General features: G+C 66.7%; 5 protein-coding genes. All 5 read right to left on the bottom strand.

Annotated elements, in window-relative coordinates:
* Positions 1-210: 210 nt before the first annotated feature.
* Positions 211-1,395: an HlyD family type I secretion periplasmic adaptor subunit gene (locus BUQ73_RS22135; RefSeq protein WP_079229679.1), complete on the bottom strand. Its 1,185-nt coding sequence runs from the start codon at positions 1,393-1,395 to the stop codon at positions 211-213.
* On the bottom strand, positions 1,392-3,560 hold the full coding sequence (locus BUQ73_RS22130) for a type I secretion system permease/ATPase (protein ID WP_079229678.1): 2,169 nt from the start codon (positions 3,558-3,560) through the stop codon (positions 1,392-1,394). The genes BUQ73_RS22135 and BUQ73_RS22130 overlap by 4 nt, the downstream gene beginning before the upstream one ends.
* Positions 3,557-4,990 (bottom strand): TolC family outer membrane protein, encoded by a 1,434-nt coding sequence (locus BUQ73_RS22125; protein ID WP_079229677.1) that lies wholly within the window; start codon positions 4,988-4,990, stop codon positions 3,557-3,559. The genes BUQ73_RS22130 and BUQ73_RS22125 overlap by 4 nt, the downstream gene beginning before the upstream one ends.
* A gap of 63 nt (positions 4,991-5,053) precedes the next feature.
* Positions 5,054-17,083 (bottom strand): BapA/Bap/LapF family large adhesin, encoded by a 12,030-nt coding sequence (locus BUQ73_RS22120; protein ID WP_079229676.1) that lies wholly within the window; start codon positions 17,081-17,083, stop codon positions 5,054-5,056.
* 194 nt (positions 17,084-17,277) lie between these two features.
* On the bottom strand, positions 17,278-18,831 hold the full coding sequence (gene norR, locus BUQ73_RS22115; RefSeq protein ID WP_079229675.1) for a nitric oxide reductase transcriptional regulator NorR: 1,554 nt from the start codon (positions 18,829-18,831) through the stop codon (positions 17,278-17,280).
* Positions 18,832-18,858: the final 27 nt, after the last annotated feature.

Below are 18,858 nucleotides of genomic sequence, written 5' to 3'. Positions count from 1 at the left end.
TGGGGAAACAGGGGATGCCGGGTTATCGGCCTGAGTTGCTTGGGCTTTAGCCAAACTGCAGTGCAAGAGTATGGGGCTGCTTTGCAGCCCTTTCGCGACGCAAGGCCGCTCCCACAAGTACTCCATTTGCCTTGAATGCTGTGCAGTACCTGTGGGAGCGGCCTTGCGTCGCGAAAGGGGCGCAAAGCGCCCCCTCAATTTCAGCGCAAATTACCGTTCGCGCAGGGCTTCCCGGGCCCGGTTCAGTGGCTTGATCAGGTAATCGAGGATGGTCTTCTCACCGGTGCGGATGTCCACAGTGGCAATCATCCCGGGCACGATCGCAAAGTGCTTGCCGGCCTTGTTGGTCAGGCTGTCCTGCTCGGTGCGGATGAACACCCGGTAGTAGTAGATCTCCGGTTTCACCTCATCCTGCAGGGTATCCGGGGATATCCCGACCACCTTGCCGTCCAGCCCGCCATACACCGAATAGTCATAGGCACTGATCTTGACCTTGGCTGCCTGGTCGGGGTGGATGAAGGCGATGTCCCGCGGGGCGATGCGTGTTTCGATCAGCAGGCGCTCGTCCATCGGCACGATTTTCATCACTTGCCCGCCGGGTTGCACCACGCCGCCCAGGGTGTTGACCTCGATGTCCTTGACGATGCCGCGCACCGGCGAGCGCAAGGTCAGGCGTGTCAGCGAATCGCTGCGGCCACGGATCACTTCCGACAGGCTGTCGGCTTCGGCGCTGGCTTTGGCCAGCTCTTCGCGCGCCCGCACCAGGTACTCGGAGCGTGCCTCGTTGGCTTTGAGTTCCAGCTCCGAGCGCTGGCGGTTCAGGCGGATCACTTCGACCCGGCTGGAGGCACCCATCTTGGCCAGGTTCTCGGTGATCTTCAGTTCCGCGCGCACCAGCCGCAGCGAATCCTCGATACCGGCCAAGGTCTGCTCCAGGCCGCGGCGGCGGGTTTCGTACAGCGCTGTCTCGGCATCGATCAGGTCGGGCGAGTCACGCAGGCTCTCAGGGAAGCTCAGCGGCTTGCCAGTGACCTCGGCACGCAGGCGCGCCACGCTGGCCTTGGCCGCACGGTACTTGGCTTCGCTTTCGCCAACGCTGGAGGCGGTCTTGGTCGGGTCGAGCTGGGCAAGGACCTGGCCGCGTTCGACCAGGTCGCCTTCGGCCACGTTCATCTCGGCGACGATGCCGCCTTCGAACGACTGGATCACCTGCTCGCGTGAACTGGGGATCACCTTGCCAGTGCCGGTGGACACCTCAGTCACCTCGAACCAGGCTGCCCAGGCCAGGAACGCAGCAAGCATGATTGCGCAAGTCGTGATGACGCGGCCGGCGCGCAGTACAGCCTGGTCGTCCTGGCCATCCAGGTAGGACGCGGGGAGTTCGTGGTTGCTCATGCCTGCGCTCCTTGCAGCTTGGCCAGGGCGGCGTCGCGTTTGTCGTCGATGACGATGCGCCCGCCGTCCAGCACGATGATGCGGTCCACGCGCTGCAGCACGCTCAGGCGGTGGGTGGCGATCACCAGCGTGCGGCCCTGGCAGAAGCGTTCGAGGTTATCCAGCAGCTTGCGTTCAGTGACGTCGTCAAGCGAGGCGGTGGGTTCGTCAAGCAGCAGCACCTGCGGTTGGCGCACCAGCAGACGCGACAGCACCAGGGCCTGGCGCTGCCCGCCGGACAGGCCCTGGCCTCCTTCGAGGATCAGGTGGTCGAGGCCCTTGGGCAGGTGGCGGACGAACTCCAGCGCACCGGTGGCGGCCAGTGCAGCCACCAGCTCCTGGTCGCTGGCCTGGCCGGCACCGAGGGTGAGGTTTTCCCGCAGGGTGCCGTGGAACAGCCGGGCATACTGGGCCAGCAGGCCGACGTCACGGCGCAGGTCGGCCGGGTCGAGGTGGTTCATGGCGATGCCATCGAGGCTGACTTCGCCCTGGCTCAGGTCCATGGCACCGCCCAACGCCTGCAGCAGGGTCGATTTGCCGGCGCCGTTGCGCCCGAGCACGGCGATGCGTTCGCCGGGCTGGATGTCGAGCTGGCCGATATTCAGCACCGGTGGGGCTTCGGGGCTGTAGCGGAAGTTGGCCTGGCGCAGCGCATATTCGCCACGGATCGCCGGCAAATGCACGCGGGCTTCGCCTTCAGGGTGATCGACCGGTGACTGCATCAGCTTGTCCAGGCCCTGCAGGGCCACCTTGGCTTGCTGCCAGCGGGTCAGCACATGGGTCAGCTGCGCCAGCGGCGCCATCATCCGTGACGACAGCATCGAGGCCGCCACCAGGCTACCGGTGGTGAGGTCACCGGCAATCACCATCGGCGCACCGATCACGATGACCACGGCAAACACTGCGCCCTGTACGTTCTGGGTCCAGGTCACCAGGCCGTTGGTCAGGGTACGCAGGCGCAGGTTGGTGTGCGCGCAGGCGGCGTTGTACTGGTTCCACTGGCGCTCGAAGCGCGCTTCGGCCTGCAGCGCCTTGATCTCGTCCAGGCCCTGGATGCTTTCCACCAGCATGGCGTTGCGCAGCGATGACTCGCGCATCGAGGCATTGGCCAGCACCGCCAGGCGCCGTTGCGCGAGCAGCCCCGGGATGACCATGGCCAGCAGCGCCACCAGCGGAATGAACACCAGTACCCCACCGATCAGCCAGAACACCAGCAGGAACAACAGGAAGAACGGCAAGTCGGCCAATGCCGTTGCGGTGCTCGAAGTGATCAGGTCGCGGATCGACTCCAGCTCGCGCAACTGGGAGATGAACGAGCCGGTGGATTTCGGCCGTGCCGAGTTGCGCAGGCGCAGCGCATGGCCGTAGACCAGGTCCGACACCCGCAGGTCGGCACGCTTGCCCAGCAGGTCGGTGACCTTCAACCTCAGCAGGCGCATGCTGAAGTCGAAAACCAGCGCCAGCACCACGCCCCCGAACAGCACGTACAGGGTTGGCAAGGACTCGGCGGGGATCACCCGGTCATATACCTGCATCGAAAACAGCACCCCGGCCAGGGCCAGCACGTTGGCCACCAGCGAGGCGATCATCACTTGACCGTACGGGCGCAGGTCGCGCAGCACGATGCGGGTGAACCAGTGGCGATCGTAGGGCGCGGTGTAGTCGTCGGTGCGCACATCGCGCAGCGGCCGAGCCGGGCGCATCAGCGCGACGCGGTTGATGCGCCCTTCGAGCGCCTCGCGGGGCAGGCGCGAGGTCAGGCGCTGGTCGCCGGCGAAGACCACGGCCAGTTCGTTCTCCTCGGTCACCGCTTCGACCGTGGCCAGTTGACCGTCGTCCAGCTCCAGCACCAGTGGCGTGCGCCACTGGCGCAGGGCCTTGGCGTCATAGCGCACGAAGCGCAGGGTCAGGCCGGCCTGGCGCGCCATGTGCCGGAGGATTTCATCCAGCGGGCGTGCATCCTCGACCGCTGCCAGGCGAATGCGCTGGGGCGAGACATCGAGGCGATAGTGATGGGCGACCTGCAACATCACTTCCAGCCAGGGCCCCAGGTCGGGCCGATGCACCACCGCCTGCTCCGGGTTCTGCTCCTGACCGGCTTGGGTCAGCTTGACGGTATCGTTCATGGCTCGATTTCCACCCCTTGCAGGTTGCGCCCTTCCAGCCCGAAGGCGGTACGCAGGGCGCCGGAGTTGTACAGGCAGTCGACATCCAGGCGCAGCAGGTCGGAACGGGTGCCGGCGAGTTCGAAGCGTGACTGGTAGATCTCCTGCTCGGCGTTGAGCAGGTCGAGCAAGGGGCGGGTGCCCAGGTCCAGGTACTGCCGGCCGTACAGTTCACGTGCTTCCTGGATGCTGGTCTGGCGCGCTTCCAGCGAGTTCAGGCGCCGACCCAGCCCGGACGTCTGCGCCATGGCTTCGGCCAGGCCGCGGCGGGCCTGCAGGCGTGCGGCGTCTTCAGCGGAGTCCGCGGCGCTCAGGGCATGGCCAGCGGCGCGGCTGCGGGCGCTGATGGCACCGCCCTGGTAGATGGGCACTTCGACGTTCAGGTAGATGCCGGCCTGGGTGCGGTCCAGGCTTCGGTTGTCGCGGTTGTAGTCGTTGTCCAGGTAGTGATTGACCTGCGGTTGCAGCGACAGCGTGGGGTAGGCTTCAGCCTTGGCCTGGGCCAGTTCAGCCTGGGACTGGGCGCGCAAGGCCAGGGCCATCAGCACGGCCGGCAACCGGTCGCTACCGCCTGTGGAGCGTTTGCAGGCCTGGTTCAGCTCCGGTGGCGACTCTTCGGCCAGGGCCGGCGGTGCCACCCGGCCAAGCAGTTCGGCCAGGGTCGAACGCCAGCGTTCGTACTGCGACTGGTATTCCTCGAGGGTGGCGCGGGCGCCCTCCACCCGTGACTCGGCCTGGACCACATCAGAGCGGGTGCTGGCGCCCATGTCGCTGCGCTGGCGGGCCATGCCGGCAATGTCACCGACGCCCCGGATCTGGTCGCGGGCAATCACCATCAACTGTTCATAGCGGCGGGTTTCGATCCAGGCGTAGGCGGTATCACGGGCGAGGTCGTCGACCACCAGCAGGATATTGGCCTGGGCCCGGGTAGCGGCGGCCTGGGCGGCACTGACGGCATTGTCGACCTTGCCGAAGTCGTAGAGCATCTGCTTCAGCGACAGGTTCAGCGCCTGGCTGTTGCGGTCTCCGCCGTAGCCGGTGTCATAGCCGGTGCGGATACCGCCGGAAATCTGCGGGTAGTAGCCGGCACGGGCGACGTTGATGCCTTCGCCCTGCTTGTACAGGTTGCCGACTGCTTCGGCGATGCTCGGATGCCACTGCGCGGCGGTCAGCACCGCCTCGGCCAGCCCCAGCCGGTCGCCATTGCTGGCGGCCTGGCCGGAAGGCGGGCGGGCGGGAATGGCTTCGGGCGCGTCGCGCATCAAAGACGGGCCGATGGTACGCAGCCTGGGGTCTATGTCATCGGCTGCCTGGGCAACCGGGTTCATGTTCAACACCAGGAGCCCGAAGGCTCCCAGCCACAGCGGTGACAGCGGACTGCTTCGCTTCACGTAATTCCCTTACTACTGTTCTCCCTTGCCGCCGGGCGGTGTGCCCGGCGGAGTGCAGCGGCCTCAGACGACATGGATGCTGTTCTGCACCCAAAGGTGGTGACTCGGATCTTCCTGGGCCGTGTATTGGTTATAGTCGATGCCATCGACAGTTTGGTTTCCGACCAGGGCCCAGTTGTCTGTCATGTGCACCGAGTCTTTGTCATCCCCCTTGATGATCAGCGTGTCGTTGCCGGTTTCGGTGATTGCCACCACGTCTGCCAGGTTGAGGGTCAGCGCCACCGCACTGGTGTGGTTGAGGTCGATCACCTCGATGTTGTGGATACGTTCGGCCAGGGTGCCCAGGTCGATGCTGGTATCGCCACCGCCCCACAGCAGGGTGTCGGTACCGGTGCCGCCATCGACGCTGGCGAAATTCTGGTCGACCACTTCGAGGATGTCGTTGCCAGCGCCGCCCTCCAGGGTGATGTGCCCGCCGTGGCTGCCGACCAGGTGGTCGTTGCCATCGGTGCCGGCGAGCACTTCGCTGGACGCGGTGGCGGCGACACTGGCCAGCGTCACGCTGTCGTCAGCGGTGTCGGCCACCAGTGCGGAGAACGTGGTGATGCTGGCGGCGTTGTCCAGGTTGACGGTGAGCGTGGCGGTGTCGGTGGTGCCGTTGGGGTGGGTCAGTTCGTAGGTGAAGGTATCGTGCTGGCCGATCACCGCCGAGGTCAGCCCGCTGTTGAGGGTGTAGGTGTAGCTGCCGTCCGCGTGCACCAGCAGCGTGCCATAGGTACCGGCCACGCTGACTCCGTTGTAGCCAGGGATAGTGAAGGTGTTGGCGGCTGTCAGCACACTCAGCACGGTCAGTGCCGAGCCCAGGTTGTCGGTACCGGCAGGGTCGGTGATCAGGTTGCCGCTGGCCACCGTGGCGCTGCTGACCACGAACTCGGTGAGGTGCGTGGTGGTGGTGTTGAGGCTGGTGGTGATCGAGCTGGCCAGGCCGATGCCGCCGGCGCTGACCACGATGTGGTAAGTGCCCGCGCCCTGATTCTGGAAGGTATAGCCAGCACCGCCTCCGAGCAGGCTGATCAGCGAGCCGCCGTTGACCGTTTCCACCAGCACGTACTGGCCGGTGGCCGGGTTGAGTTTGAGCAGCTGGATGGTCGTGCCGTTGAGCAGGCCCAGCAGGTTGGTGGAGTTGACCACCACTTGCAGGTTGGCCGTGGTGTCGGCGGCCACCGTGGTGGTGTAGGTGGCCGAGCGCGAGCCGATCAGCGGCAGGCTCAGCGAGCCAAGGGTGGCGCTGCTGCTGTCGACCCGGTTGGCCAGGGTGACATGGCTGCTGTCGACGTCATTGACCGCATCCACCACGGTGGCCGGCGCGCCCAGGTTGCCGTCGTTCCAGATCTCCGTGGCCTGCGGGCTGTCGATGCGCACGTAGAGATTGGCGGTGGCAGTCAGCCCGTTCGGGTGCACCAACTCGTAACTGAACACATCGACCTTGCCGACGCTCGACGGGCTGCCGCTGGGCGTGTACGTGTAACTGCCGTCGGCATGGATCACCAAGGTGCCGTACTGGCCCTGCACCGTGGTGCCCGCACCGCTGGCCGCCGTCACGTAGGTACCGTTGATCAGCACCTTCAACACGGCGCCGCTGTCCGGGCCGAGGGAGTCGACCACGCCATTGGTGCCAGGGTCGGTGATCACGTTACCCGAAGTGGCGGTGCCGGTGCCGGTGAACTGGGTAAGGCTGGTGGCCTCGATGTCCAGGTTGGTGGTGACCTGGGTCACCAGGCCGATGCCGCCGCTGGCCACGGTCAAGCGGTAGTCGCCGGCCTGCAGCTTGCCAATGTCGACCTGCAGCCCCAGCGGCAGCACGATCAGGTCGAGCAGCCCTTGGGTGTTGCCGGTGGCGATGGTCACCCAGGCGCCGGCGGCGTTCTTCACCTGCAGGGTGAAGGTGGAGTTGTTGAGCAGCGCCAGCACGCTGTTGGTGGTCAGTGTCAGGGTCGGGTCGACCGTGGTGCCGGCCGCCACCGTCCAGGTGTAGGTCTTGCTGAAGCCCGACAACAGGGTGGTGAAGCTGTCGGTGTAAGTGGTGGTGGCGGTGACGGGCGCCAGGTTGACGGTGGCCGTGGCCAGGTTGTTGCTGGCGATTACCGGGGCGTTGGCGTCGACGTCCGGTGCAGTGATGCTGACGTTGCCGGAGACGTTGTTGCGTGGGTCGGTCAGGGTCACCGACAGCACCTGGCCGTTATCCTGGGCCGGGCTCAGGGTGACGGTGAAGGTGCCGTTCGCCTGCACCACGGCAGTCTGCAGTACGGTGCCGCCGGCACTGCGCACAGTCACCGTGGCGCCGACCTCGCCGGTGCCGGTGAGGGTAGTGCCGTCGCTGCTGATCACCAGGTTGCTGGCGTTGGCCGGCGGGGTCAGGTCCGGGGCGGTCAGGGCGGTGGCTGTGGAGGTGTTGCCGGCGGCATCGGTGAGGGTGACGCTCAGCGCCTGGAAGTTGATTTGCGCGGTGCTCAGGCTGACCACGTACTGGCCGTTGCTGCCTACCGTGGCAGTGCCAAGGACGGTGCCGGCACTGTTGCGTACGGTCACCGTGCTGCCGATCTGGCCCGAGCCGCTGACCGAAGTGCCGTTGGCATTGATGGCGGCCACTGGCGCGGTCGGCGGGGTGGTGTCCGGTGCTGTGATGCCGGTGCTGCCGGACTGGTTGCCAGCCGCGTCGGACTGGCGCACCACGAGTGCCTGGCCATCGTTCTGTACGCTGGTCAGGGTGATGCTGAAGGTGCCGTTGGGCTGGACGATGGCGCTGCCGAGGGCGCCGCCTGGGCCTTGCACGGTCACGGTCGCACCCGGCTCGCCGTTACCGGTGAGCACGGTGCCGGCGCCGTTGATGACCAGGTTGGTCGGCGCCAGCGGGGCCTGGGTGTCCGGCGCCGTGTAATTGGTGGTGCCAGACACGTTCAGTGCGGCATCGGTCTGGCTCAGGCTCAGCACCTGGCCGTTGAGCTGGGCACCGTTGAGGTTGATGCTGAACTCGCCTGCACCGTTGACCAGTCCGCTGCCAAGCACGTTGCCACTGGCATCGCGCACGGTCACCGTGGCACCGGCTTCACCGGTACCTGTCAGCAACAGGCCGTTGGCCGACAGCCCGGTGACCAGCGGGTTGGCCGGCGGGGTGATATCGGTTGCGGTGATGAACACCGGTTGCGATTCGCCACCGAGCAGCGACACCGACGTCACGGACAGGTGCTGGCCGTTGAGCTGTGCGCTGTTCAAGGTGATCGAGAAACTACCGGTGCCGATATTGGCCGAACCGCTGCCGATCAGGTTGCCAGCGGCGTCGTAGACGCGGATCGACGAGCCGGTGGCAGCGGTACCCGTCAGGGTCAGGCCGTTGCCAGCCAGTACCACATTGAAGGGTGGCTCCGGTGGTGGCACCAGCGGTGTGACAAAGCTCGCCACCGCTGAGGTATTGCTGGCGGCATCGGTCTGGGTCACTGCCAGGGTGGCCGCCGAACCGGGTGCCGGTGACAGGGTGATCGAGAAATTGCCGCCGCTGTTGACCAGGCCGGTACCAATCACCTGGCCGCCGAAGCTGATGGTTACGGTCGCGCCGGCTTCACCACGCCCGGTGAGCACGTTGTAGTCGGTGTTGATGGCCAGGTTGGTGACGGCGCCGGGCGGTGAGGTGTCGGTGGTCTGGTATTCGGCCGGCAGCGAGGTGTTGAGAGCGCTGTCGGTGGAAACCACAGTCAGCAACTGGCCATTGTTCTGCGCCGGGCTCAGGGTGACGGTGAATTCGCCGCCTGCTGGTACCGTGACGGTGCCGACCACGGTGCCGGCAGGGTTGCGCACGGTGATCACGCTACCCGCTTCAGCCGTGCCGGACAGCAGCGTGCCGTTGCCGGTGAGGCTAAGGTTGCTGGGCTGCGCTGGCGGAGTCAGGTCGGATGCGGTCAGTTGCAGCGGTGCGGACGGGTTGCCGGTGGCGTCCTGGGCGATCACCGTCAACACCTGGCCGTTGATCTGCGCGGAGCTCAGATTGAGCACGAAGGCACCGTCGGGGTCGATGGTGCCCTGGCCGATCAGGTTGCCCTTGCTATCCATCACGGTGACGTGCGCGCCAGCCTCACCGGTACCGATCAGTTGCGTACCGCTGGCGTTGAGACTGGCGACCACGGTGGCCGGCGGTGTGATGTCGATGGCGGTCACCGAACTGATCGGCGAGACGTTGCCACTGGCATCGGTCAGGGTCACGTGCAATAGCTGGCCGTTGAGCTGCGCCGAGCTCAGGTTGACCACGAAGGTACCGTTCGCTCCCACCGTGGCCGTGCCGATCTCGGTAGTGCCGGCGAACACGCGCACGGTGCTGCCGGCTTCACCGGTACCGCCGAGCTGGTCGCCGGCCGCGTTGAGCCGCAGGCCGAGGGCCGCATCAGGCGGCGTCAGGTCTGGAGCATTGACTGTGACTGGCTGGCTGATGTTGCCGGGTGGGTCGGCCTGTTGCACCGACAGCACCTGCTGGTTGATCTGCGCAGGGGTGAGCTCGACGCGGAAGCTACCGTCGGCGAGCACCGTGGTGGTGCCCAGTTGCACACCCGCAGCGTTGTTCACGGTGACTGTCGCACCGGGCTCACCGCGGCCACTGACCACACTGCCGTCGGCATGGATGGCCACGTTGGTGAGGATGTCTGGCGGGGTGAAGTCCGGGGTTTGCAGCGTGGCTGTTGCCGACACGTTGCCGGCAGCGTCGGTCTGGGTGAGGCTGAGCAGCTCGGCGTTGCCCAGGGCTGGGTTGAGGGTCAGGGTGAAGTGGCCGCTGGCGTCGACCAGGGCCGTGCCGATCTGCTGGCCGGCCGGGTTGGTCACGGTCACCGTGGCACCGGCCTCGCCACGCCCGGTAATGGTCGCACCATCGCTGGCGATGGCCAGTTCGGTGGGCGCAGCCGGTGGCGTGGTGTCAGGCGCGGCGATGCTGGTGGCGTTGGACTGGTTGCCGGCGGCATCGGTCAGCACCACTTGCAAGGCCTGGCCGTTGGCCTGTGGCGGGTTGAGGGTGACCTGGAAACTGCCGTTGCTCATCACCGTGGCGGTGCCCAGCACGGTGCCGTCGGCAGCGACGACTTTTACGGTGGCATTGGCTTCGCCGGTCCCGTTGAGCAGGCTGCCGCCAGCGGCAAACGCCAGGTTGCCCGGTGCATTCGGTGCAGTGATGTCTGGCGCGGTGAGGTTGACGCTGTTGGATTCGTTGCCGGCAGCGTCTGTCTGCGCGGCGCTGAGTCGTTCACCGTTGACCTGCGCGGTGGCGAGGTTGACGCTGAAGTTGCCATCGGCGCCGACCACGGCGGTGCCCAGGTCGGCCCCACCAATGCCGAGCACGGTCACCGTGGCACCTGGCTCGCCGCGGCCGGTAAGCACCAGGCCGTCGTTGGACAACGTCAGGTTGCTCAGGGGTTGCGGCGCAGTGGTGTCCGGCGCTTGCAGGCTGGCCGGCAGCGAGGCGCTGCCGTCGGTGCCTACCGCGCTCACCTGCAGCAGCTCACCGTTGGCCTGGGCACTGCCGAGGTTGACGGTAAAGGTGCCGTTGTTGCCGACCGGCGCGGAGCCCAGCAACACGCCGCCAGGGCCATACACGTTGACCGTGCTGCCCAGCGCGGCGGTGCCGGTGACTACCAGGCCATCGGCGGACAGTACCAGGTTGCCAGGGGCGTCTGGCGCCAGCTCGCCCGGTGCGGTGACGCTTTGTGCAGGTGAGGCGTTCTGTGCCGCATCGGTCTGCACCACGCTGAGGCTTTCGCCGGTCGTGGCGGCCGGTGCAAGTGTCACTGTGAAGCGCCCGTCGCTGCCCACCGTGGCGGTGCCCAGCGAAGAGCCGCCTGGTGCGCGAACAGTGACGGTGGCACCGGCTTCGCCAGTGCCCGTCAGGGTGGTGCCATCGGGCGACACTGCCAGGTTGGCGACTGCCGCCGGTGGTGTGGTGTCGGCAGCCGTGTAGGGCGCGGCGGGCGATACGTTGCCTGCCGCATCGGTGGCCGTGACCTGCAAGGTCTGGCCGTTGGTCTGGGCACTGCTCAGGGTGACCTGGAAGGTGCCGTTGGCGTTGGCCACGGCGGTGCCAAGCACATTGCCTGCAGCGTCGCGCACGGTGACTGTGCTACCGGCCTCGGCACTGCCGTTCAGTTGCAGGCCTGTTGCCGCCAACGCCAGTGCAGTGGGTGCTGCCGGTGGGGTGTGATCCGGTGCGATGACAGCGACGGCGGTCGACGTGTTGTTGCTGGCGTCTGTCTGGGTCACGCTCAGGTGCTGTGCATTGATCTGCGCGCTGGTGAGCGAGAGGGTAAAGCTGCCATTGGCAGCCACCAGGCCGGTGCCGATGATGGTGCCGTCCGGGCCGCGTACGGTGACGGTGGCGCCGGCTTCGCCAAGGCCGGTCAAGGTCACGCCATTGTTGTTGAGCACGACATTGGTCAATGCGGCAGGCGGGGTGAGGTCCGGTGTGACGACGTTCACGGCCGGCGAGGCATTGCCAGCGGCATCCAGCTGGCTTACGCCAATGGCTTGCCCAGTGGCTTGCGGGGTGTCGAAGGTGACGGTGAAGCGGCCATCGGCGCCTACGATGGCGGTGCCGAGCACCGTGCCGGCGGCGTTGCGTACCTGCACTGTGGCGCCGATTTCACCGCTGCCAGACAATTGCCGGCCATCGGCACTGAGCAGCAGGTTGCTCACTGCTGCTGGCGGCGTGCGGTCCGGGGTTGCCAGGCTGGCCGGGCCGGACACGTTGCCGGCAGCGTCACTGAGGGTGACCTGCAGCGCACTGCCGGTAGTTTGCGCGCTGGGCAGGGTGATCTGGAACTGGCCGCTCTGGTTGACCGTACCGGTGGCCAGGATGGCGCCACTGGCATCGCGTACGGTCACCAATGCGCCTACTTCGCCCTGGCCGCTGACCACGGTGGCGGCGCTGTTCAGGCTCAGGCCGGTGGCGGCATCCGGGGCTTGCAGGTCGGGGGCCTGCACGGTTGCCGCCAGCGAGACGTTACCGGCAGCGTCGGCCTGGGTGATGGTGAGGTTCTGTGCGTTGGTTTGCGCTGGCACCAGGGTAACGTTGAACAGGCCGTTGCTGCCCACGATGCCTGTACCCAAGACGGTGCCACTGGCATCGGTCACGGTCACGGTCGCGCCCACTTCGCCATGGCCGGTGACCGTGCTGCCGCTGCGGTTGATGACAGGCTGGGTTGGCGCGTCGGGTGGGGTGGTGTCCGGCGCCACGATGGTGGCAGGCACCGACGGGTTGCCGCCGGCCGAAGCGCGGGCACTGACGCTCAGGGTCTGTGCGTTGAGCTGGGCATTGGCGAAGAAGATGCGGAAGAAACCGTCGCTGCCAACCGTGCCAGTGCCCAACGTGGTGCCGCCGGAAGTGACAGTGATCAGTGAGCCAACGGTGCCTTGACCAATCAGCTGGAAGCCGTCGGCGCTGATGGCAAGGTTGCTCGGCGCGGCGAGCTCGCTGCCACTGGGGCCGTTCACGGTGATGGCGGTTTCGTTGTTGCCGCTGTCATGGACCACCAGCTGCACGCTGTCGCCAGAAGCCAACGGCGGGGTGACCTGGACCACGAATGTCCCGTCTGGGCCGACCGTGGCAGTACCCAGCTCGGTACTGCCGTCGCGCACGATGATCGTGGTGCCGGGTTCGGCGGTGCCGCTGATGGTGCCGCCATCGGGGCTGACGGCGACGCCCGTGGCCGGTGCGGGTGGTGTGCTGTCTATTGCGCTGACGATGGTCGGCTCGGTGCCGTTGCCCGCAGCATCGGTAACCACCACGGTCACCGTCTCGCCGTTGAGCAGGGCGGGCGCCAGCGGCACGCTGAAACTGCCGTCGGAGTTGACCGCCACAGTGGTTTCGACGCCAGTCGCGCTGATCACGGTGACCGAAGCTGCGCCAGGTGCGTTGCCTGTGAGCGCCAGGCCATCGGGGGTGATTGCCAGGTCCGTAGGCTGCGCGGGCGGAGTCAGGTCCGGTGCGGTGGCCTGGGTGACGCCGGAGGCTATGCCGTGCGTGTCGGTCTGGGTTATGTCGAGGGTCTGGCCGTCCAATTGCGGTGGGTTCAATGCCACACTGAAGGTGCCGTTGGCCGGCACCACCACGCTGCCCAGCAGATCGCCTGCAGCGTTGCGCACCTCCACGGTCGCGCCGGCTTCGCCGGTACCTTGCACAAGCGTGCCGTTGGCACTCACCTGCACGTTGCCCGGGGCGGCCGGGCCGCTGGTATCGTCAGCGGTGAAGGGCGCCGAAGGCGAGATGTTGCCGGCGGCGTCGATAAGCAGGACCGACACGGTTTCGCCGCTGGTCTGCGCTGGCGACAGCGTGATGCTGAAGTTGCCGTCCCCATCAACGACGCCATCACCGAGCAGTTGCCCGGCCGAATCGCGCACTTGCACGGTGGCGCCGGGCTCACCTTGACCCGTGAGCACGCTGCCATTGGCGCTCAAACCAAGGTCATGTGCCGGCGCAGGTGCTTCGAGGTCGTTGGCGGTCACGGTGTTGGCCGGGGAGGGGTTGCCGCCGCCGTCAGTCTGGATCACGGTCAGGGTCTGGCCGTTGAGCTGCGGTGGGTCGATGGTCACGCGGAAGCTGCCATCGGCTTCCACCGTGGCGGTGCCGAGGACGACACCGCCGGCGCCGGTGACCTGTACCTGCGCGCCGGGCTCGCCATTGCCGGTAAGTTGCGTACCGTTGCTGGACAACGCCAGGTCGCTGGTGATGGCCGGCGGTGTGCTGTCGGGCGCTGGCAGATCGACGGCGGCCGAAATGTTGCCGGTAGGGTCGCGTTGCTCGACCGTAAGCGCCTGGCCGTTGGTCTGCGGTGTGGCGAGGGTGACTTCGAAGTTGCCATTGCCGCCCACAACGGCGGTGCCGAGGACGCTGCCATCGGGGCCGCGTACGGTAACGGTGGCGCCAGGTTCCCCGGTGCCGCTGACTGTGGTGCCAGTGCCGTCGATAATCGGTGTGCCGACGGTTTGCGGTGGGGTGGTGTCGGGTGCGGTGAAAGTGACCGGCCCGGCGCTGTTGCCCTGGCTGTCGGTGGCTTCGACCGACAGGCTTTCACCATTGCGCTGTGGCTGGTTGAGGGTGACGTCGAAACGCCCGTCGGCACTGACGGTGGTGGTGCCCAGCACGGTGCCGTCCGCCGCGCGTACGGTGACGATCGACCCAGCCTGGCCCTGGCCGGTCAGGTGCAGGCCAGTGCTGTCGACGGCCAGCCCGGCAGGTTGCAGCGGGCCGTCCAGGTCGGGCGCAGTGATGGTGGCGGTAGAACTGTTGCCGGCAGCGTCACGCAGTACTACGTCAAGTTGCTGGCCATCGGTTTGTGGCGAATTGAGGGTAATGGTGAAGGTGCCATTGGCACCGACCACGCCAGTGCCCAGCACGTCACCGCGGGCGTTGGTGACCTGCACCGTGGCACCGGCCTCGCCACGACCGGTCAAGGTCACGCCGTCGGCCCCCAGGTGCAGGTCGCTGGCTTGGTTCGGCGGGGTGATGTCCGGTGCAAGGATCTGGGCCGGCAATGAACTGTTGCCATTGGCGTCGATGGCCACCACGTCGAGCAGTTCGCCATTGGCCTGGGCCGGGTTGAGGGTGATGGTGAAGGTGCCATCGTTGCCCACCTGCACGCTGCCGATCACCGTGCCGTTGGCATCGTGCACTTCCACCCGGCTGCCCACCGGGGCGGTGCCGCTGATGGACGCGCCGTCAGCGGCCAGCACCAGCCCACCAGGGCCTTCCGGTACGGCAGCGTTGGGGACAATGACGGTGAGAGGTTGCGAAGGGTTGCCGGCGGCGTCGGTCTGCACCAGTACGATGGATTCACCGGCGCTGACCGGGCCGTCGAGGTTGACCAGGAAGGTGCCGTTGGCTGATACCACGCCAGTGCCGATGACGGCACCGTTCGCACCGTGCACTTCTACCGTGGCGCCCGGTTCGCCGCGGCCACTGATGACCAGGCTGCCAGCGCCCACTATGACGTTGCTGATGAGCGCCGGCGCAGTGGTGTCCGGTACGGTGAACTCAAGCGGCGCAGAGGTATTGCCGGCGGCATCGGTGACGCTGATGGCCAGGTGCTCGCCATCGGCCTGCGCCGGGTTGAGGGTGAGGCTGAAGCTGCCATCCGGGCCGACGATGCCCCTGCCGATCAGGTTGCCGTCGGTGTCGCGCACTTCGACCCGGGCGCCGGGCTCGCCTCTGCCGGTGAGCGTTACGCCATTGCTCAGAGAGAGCTCGGTGGGTTGCCCCGGGGCCTGCAGATCAGGGGCTGTCAGCGGGCTTGATGTCGAGACGTTGCCAGCTGCATCGGTCAGGGTGACCTGCAGCGCCGAGCCATCGGTCACTGGCGAGGTCAGTTGCAAGGTGAAACTGCCGTCCGGCTGGACGGTGCCGGTGCCTATTACCTGGCCTTGATCGTTGAGCACGGTGACCGTGGCGCCAACCTCGCCACGGCCCGAAACAGTACGGCCATCGCCACTGATGACCAGGCCGCTGGCGGGCTGCGGTGGGGTTGTGTCACCGCCGCCGGTATCGACATCCGGGGCGGTGACACTGCCGGCGGTGGAGGTGTTTCCGGCAGCATCGGTTGCTGTGACCTGCAGCTGCTCCCCGTCAACTTGAGGTGGAGCGAGGGTGATGCTGAACTCACCGGACATGCCGACCACGACGCTGCCGAGCACCGTGGTGCCATCGGCCGCCAGCACGCGCACGGTACTGCCAGGCTCGGCGCGGCCCGTGACCACGGTACCGTCGGGGCTGACGGCAAGGTTGGCTGGTGCGGCCGGTGGGGTGATGTCCGGGGCGTCGAACTGCAGGGGCGGGGAGATGTTGCCTGCGGCGTCGACCAGGCGAACGTCCAGTGCTTCACCGTTGGCCTGGGCCGGGGTCAGGGTGACGTCGAAGTTGCCATCGGCACCGACTACGCCGCTACCGATCAGGTTGCCGGCTGCATCGCGCACTTGCACGGTGGTGCCGGGTTCGCCGCGGCCTGTGAGTTGCTGGCCGGCCTGGCCGATCGCCAGGCCGGTCGGGGCATCTGGTGGCGTGGTATCGGGCGGGTTGCCGACGCCGTCATCCGGAGCGGTGATGGCAGTGGCGCCGGAGGCGTTGCCGGCAGCGTCGGTGGCTGTTACTTGCAAGGCCTGGCCGTCGGTCTGCGGCGGCTGCAAGGTGACGCTGAACTGGCCGTCGGCACCGGCTACGGCACTTCCCAGAACGGTGCCGTCGGCACCGCGCACCTGCACGGTGGAGCCCGGCTCGGCGCGGCCGGTGAGGGTGTTGCCTTGCTCGTTGATCGCCAGATCCGTCGGTGCTGTCGGCGCAGTGATATCCGGCGCGGTGACTGCACCAGACTGCGAGGTGTTGCCTGCCGCGTCGGTCAGCGAGACGCCGAGGTTTTCGCCATTGGCCTGTGGGGTATTGAGGGCGACATCGAAGCTGCCATCGGCATTCACCGTGCCGGTGCCGATCAGGTTGCCTGCGGAATCGAACACATTCACCCTGGCGCCCGCTTCGCCACGGCCGCTCAGGCGCAGGCCATCAGGCGAAACCAGCAGGTCGATGGGCGTGGCCGGTGGCGTGGTGTCGCCCGGCTCGCTGCCGCCACCGCCACCGCCACCACTGCCACCGCTGTTGTTTGCAGCTGCTGCCACGCCGCCAACACCCAGCAGGCTGAGGCCGGCGATTGCAAAGGTCGAGGTTCCGGCGCCGGCGACACCGATGCCGGCCACCAGCTCGTCAAGCGAGGCCACTTCGTCGAAGGTGAAGCCGGTGAAAGCCGTCGTGTCATAGTTGGCGTGCCACAGGGTGCCGTCTTCGCCGACGAAAACCATGTCGCTGCCAACACCTGCCTGGTCCACGGCAAAGAAGTTGCCGACGGTAACCTTTTCTCCGGATTTGAGCGTGACGATCAGGTCCTGACCACGCCGGGTGACGGTCGCCACCTGGTCGGGGGCGACGGGCATCTGCACGACGCCTGGGCTGTTGAGGGTGATGTTGCCCCAGGCATTCTGGGTGGCTACGGCGGATTGCTTGTCGGCGACGACGATGTTGTCCATGTGTGCTCCCTGCTGGTTTTCGCTACGCGGGATCGACTTTCGTGATCCTTGGCTGGCGCAACTCGGCCGTCTGACGGAACGTTTCGCGCGCAGCGTGGCCGAGAAACAGCCGCGTAACCGGAGATTAGGGAGATATAGCAGCCCAGCAGATTGCCACCAGATGGCTTTACGGATAGTCCTTTAGTAAATGTGGCTCAGCGAAGCCCCAGGCGACGAGCCAGGCGACTCAGGTTGGCACGGTCCAGGCCGAGCTCGCGGGCCGCTGCTGCCCAGTTTTCCTGGTGGCGTTGCAGGCAGGTATCGATCACCTGGCGTTGGTAATCGTCCACGGCTTCGCGCAGGCCACCCGCAGGCATGGGCGCTGTGGCCAGTGTGGCATCAGCCTGGGCGGCAACTGTTGCAGGCTGAGCGGCGCGCAGGTCGAGGTCGCTGGCTTCCAGGGTCAGGATCCGTGGGCGCTCCGGGTGCTGGCCCATGGCCTTGAGGGCCGAGCGACCGATCAAGTGTTCGAGCTCGCGCACGTTACCCGGCCAGTCATATGCCAGCAGTGCTGCCTGCGCGTCGCTGCTCAGCCGAAGGCTGTTCAAACCAAGGCGTGATCGGTTCTGTTCGAGGAAGTAACCGGCAAGAAGTACCACATCACGCCCACGTTCGCGTAATGGTGGTACCTGTAGCGGGTATACGCTCAGGCGATGGTAAAAGTCGGCGCGGTAGTTGCCTTCCCGTACCTCGGCGGCCAGGTCGCGGTTGGTGGCAGCGATCAGACGTACATCGACGCGGTGTTCGCGGTCAGAGCCCAGGCGTTGCAGCTGGCCACTCTGCAGTACACGTAACAGCTTGGCTTGAACGGTCAACGGCAATTCGCCCACTTCATCGAGGAACAGCGTGCCGCCGTTGGCCAGCTCGAACTTGCCGCGGCGCTCGCCGTGAGCACCGGTGAAGGCACCACGCACATGGCCAAACAGTTCGCTTTCCACCAGGGTATCGGGGAGGGCGGCGCAGTTGAGGCTGACCAAAGGCTTGTTTGCGCGGTTGCTGGCCTGGTGCAGGGCCATGGCCACCAACTCCTTGCCGACGCCGGTCTCGCCGGTGATCAATACCGTCAGGTCGCTACCGCCAACCAGGCGGATTTCCTCCAGCAGCCGTTTGTGCGCCGGGCTCTGGCCGATCAGTTCCTTGTCCTGGCCACTGGCCTGGCGGTACACCTCGGCGCGCTGATGCTCGTCCTCGGCGCGCAGGGCCAGGTGCTCGATGCGCTCGGCCACGGTCACGGTGGCGGCGGCCAGGCTGGCGAAGGCCTGCAGGGCGTCCAGCTCCAGGCTCTGGAACTGGCCGGGGGTGAGGGCGTCGAGGGTTACCAGGCCCCATGGGCGCTCGTCGACCATCAGCGGGCAGCCCATGCAGTCGTGCACTTCAAGGTCGGCGTCAGGGGCGTTGACCAGGCCATCGTAAGGGTCGGGCAGCTCGGAGTCGCTGGCAAAGCGTGTCGGTTCCGGGCGGCTGAGCAGGATCTGGAAGCGCGGGTGCTCGCTGACCTTGAAGCGACGGCCAAGGGTGTCGGGCGAAAGCCCATCGACGGCCAACGGCACCAGCCATTCGCCATCCAGGCGCAGCAGCGCCGCGGCATCGCAGGGCAGCAGCCCGCGCATGGCCTGCAGCAAGCGGCGGTAGCGCTCCTGATCGGGCAGATCGCGGGACAGGTCGCTGACCAGCGGCAGCAAGGTAGTGAGCAATGGCTTTGTAGTCATATGGACTCCTGTAGGTCGATCTGACTA

Source organism: Pseudomonas putida (genome assembly GCF_002025705.1).
Classification (GTDB): Bacteria; Pseudomonadota; Gammaproteobacteria; order Pseudomonadales; family Pseudomonadaceae; genus Aquipseudomonas; species Aquipseudomonas putida_J.
Note: the sequence above shows the minus strand (reverse complement) of the source record. Positions and strands in the feature narration are given on the sequence as shown.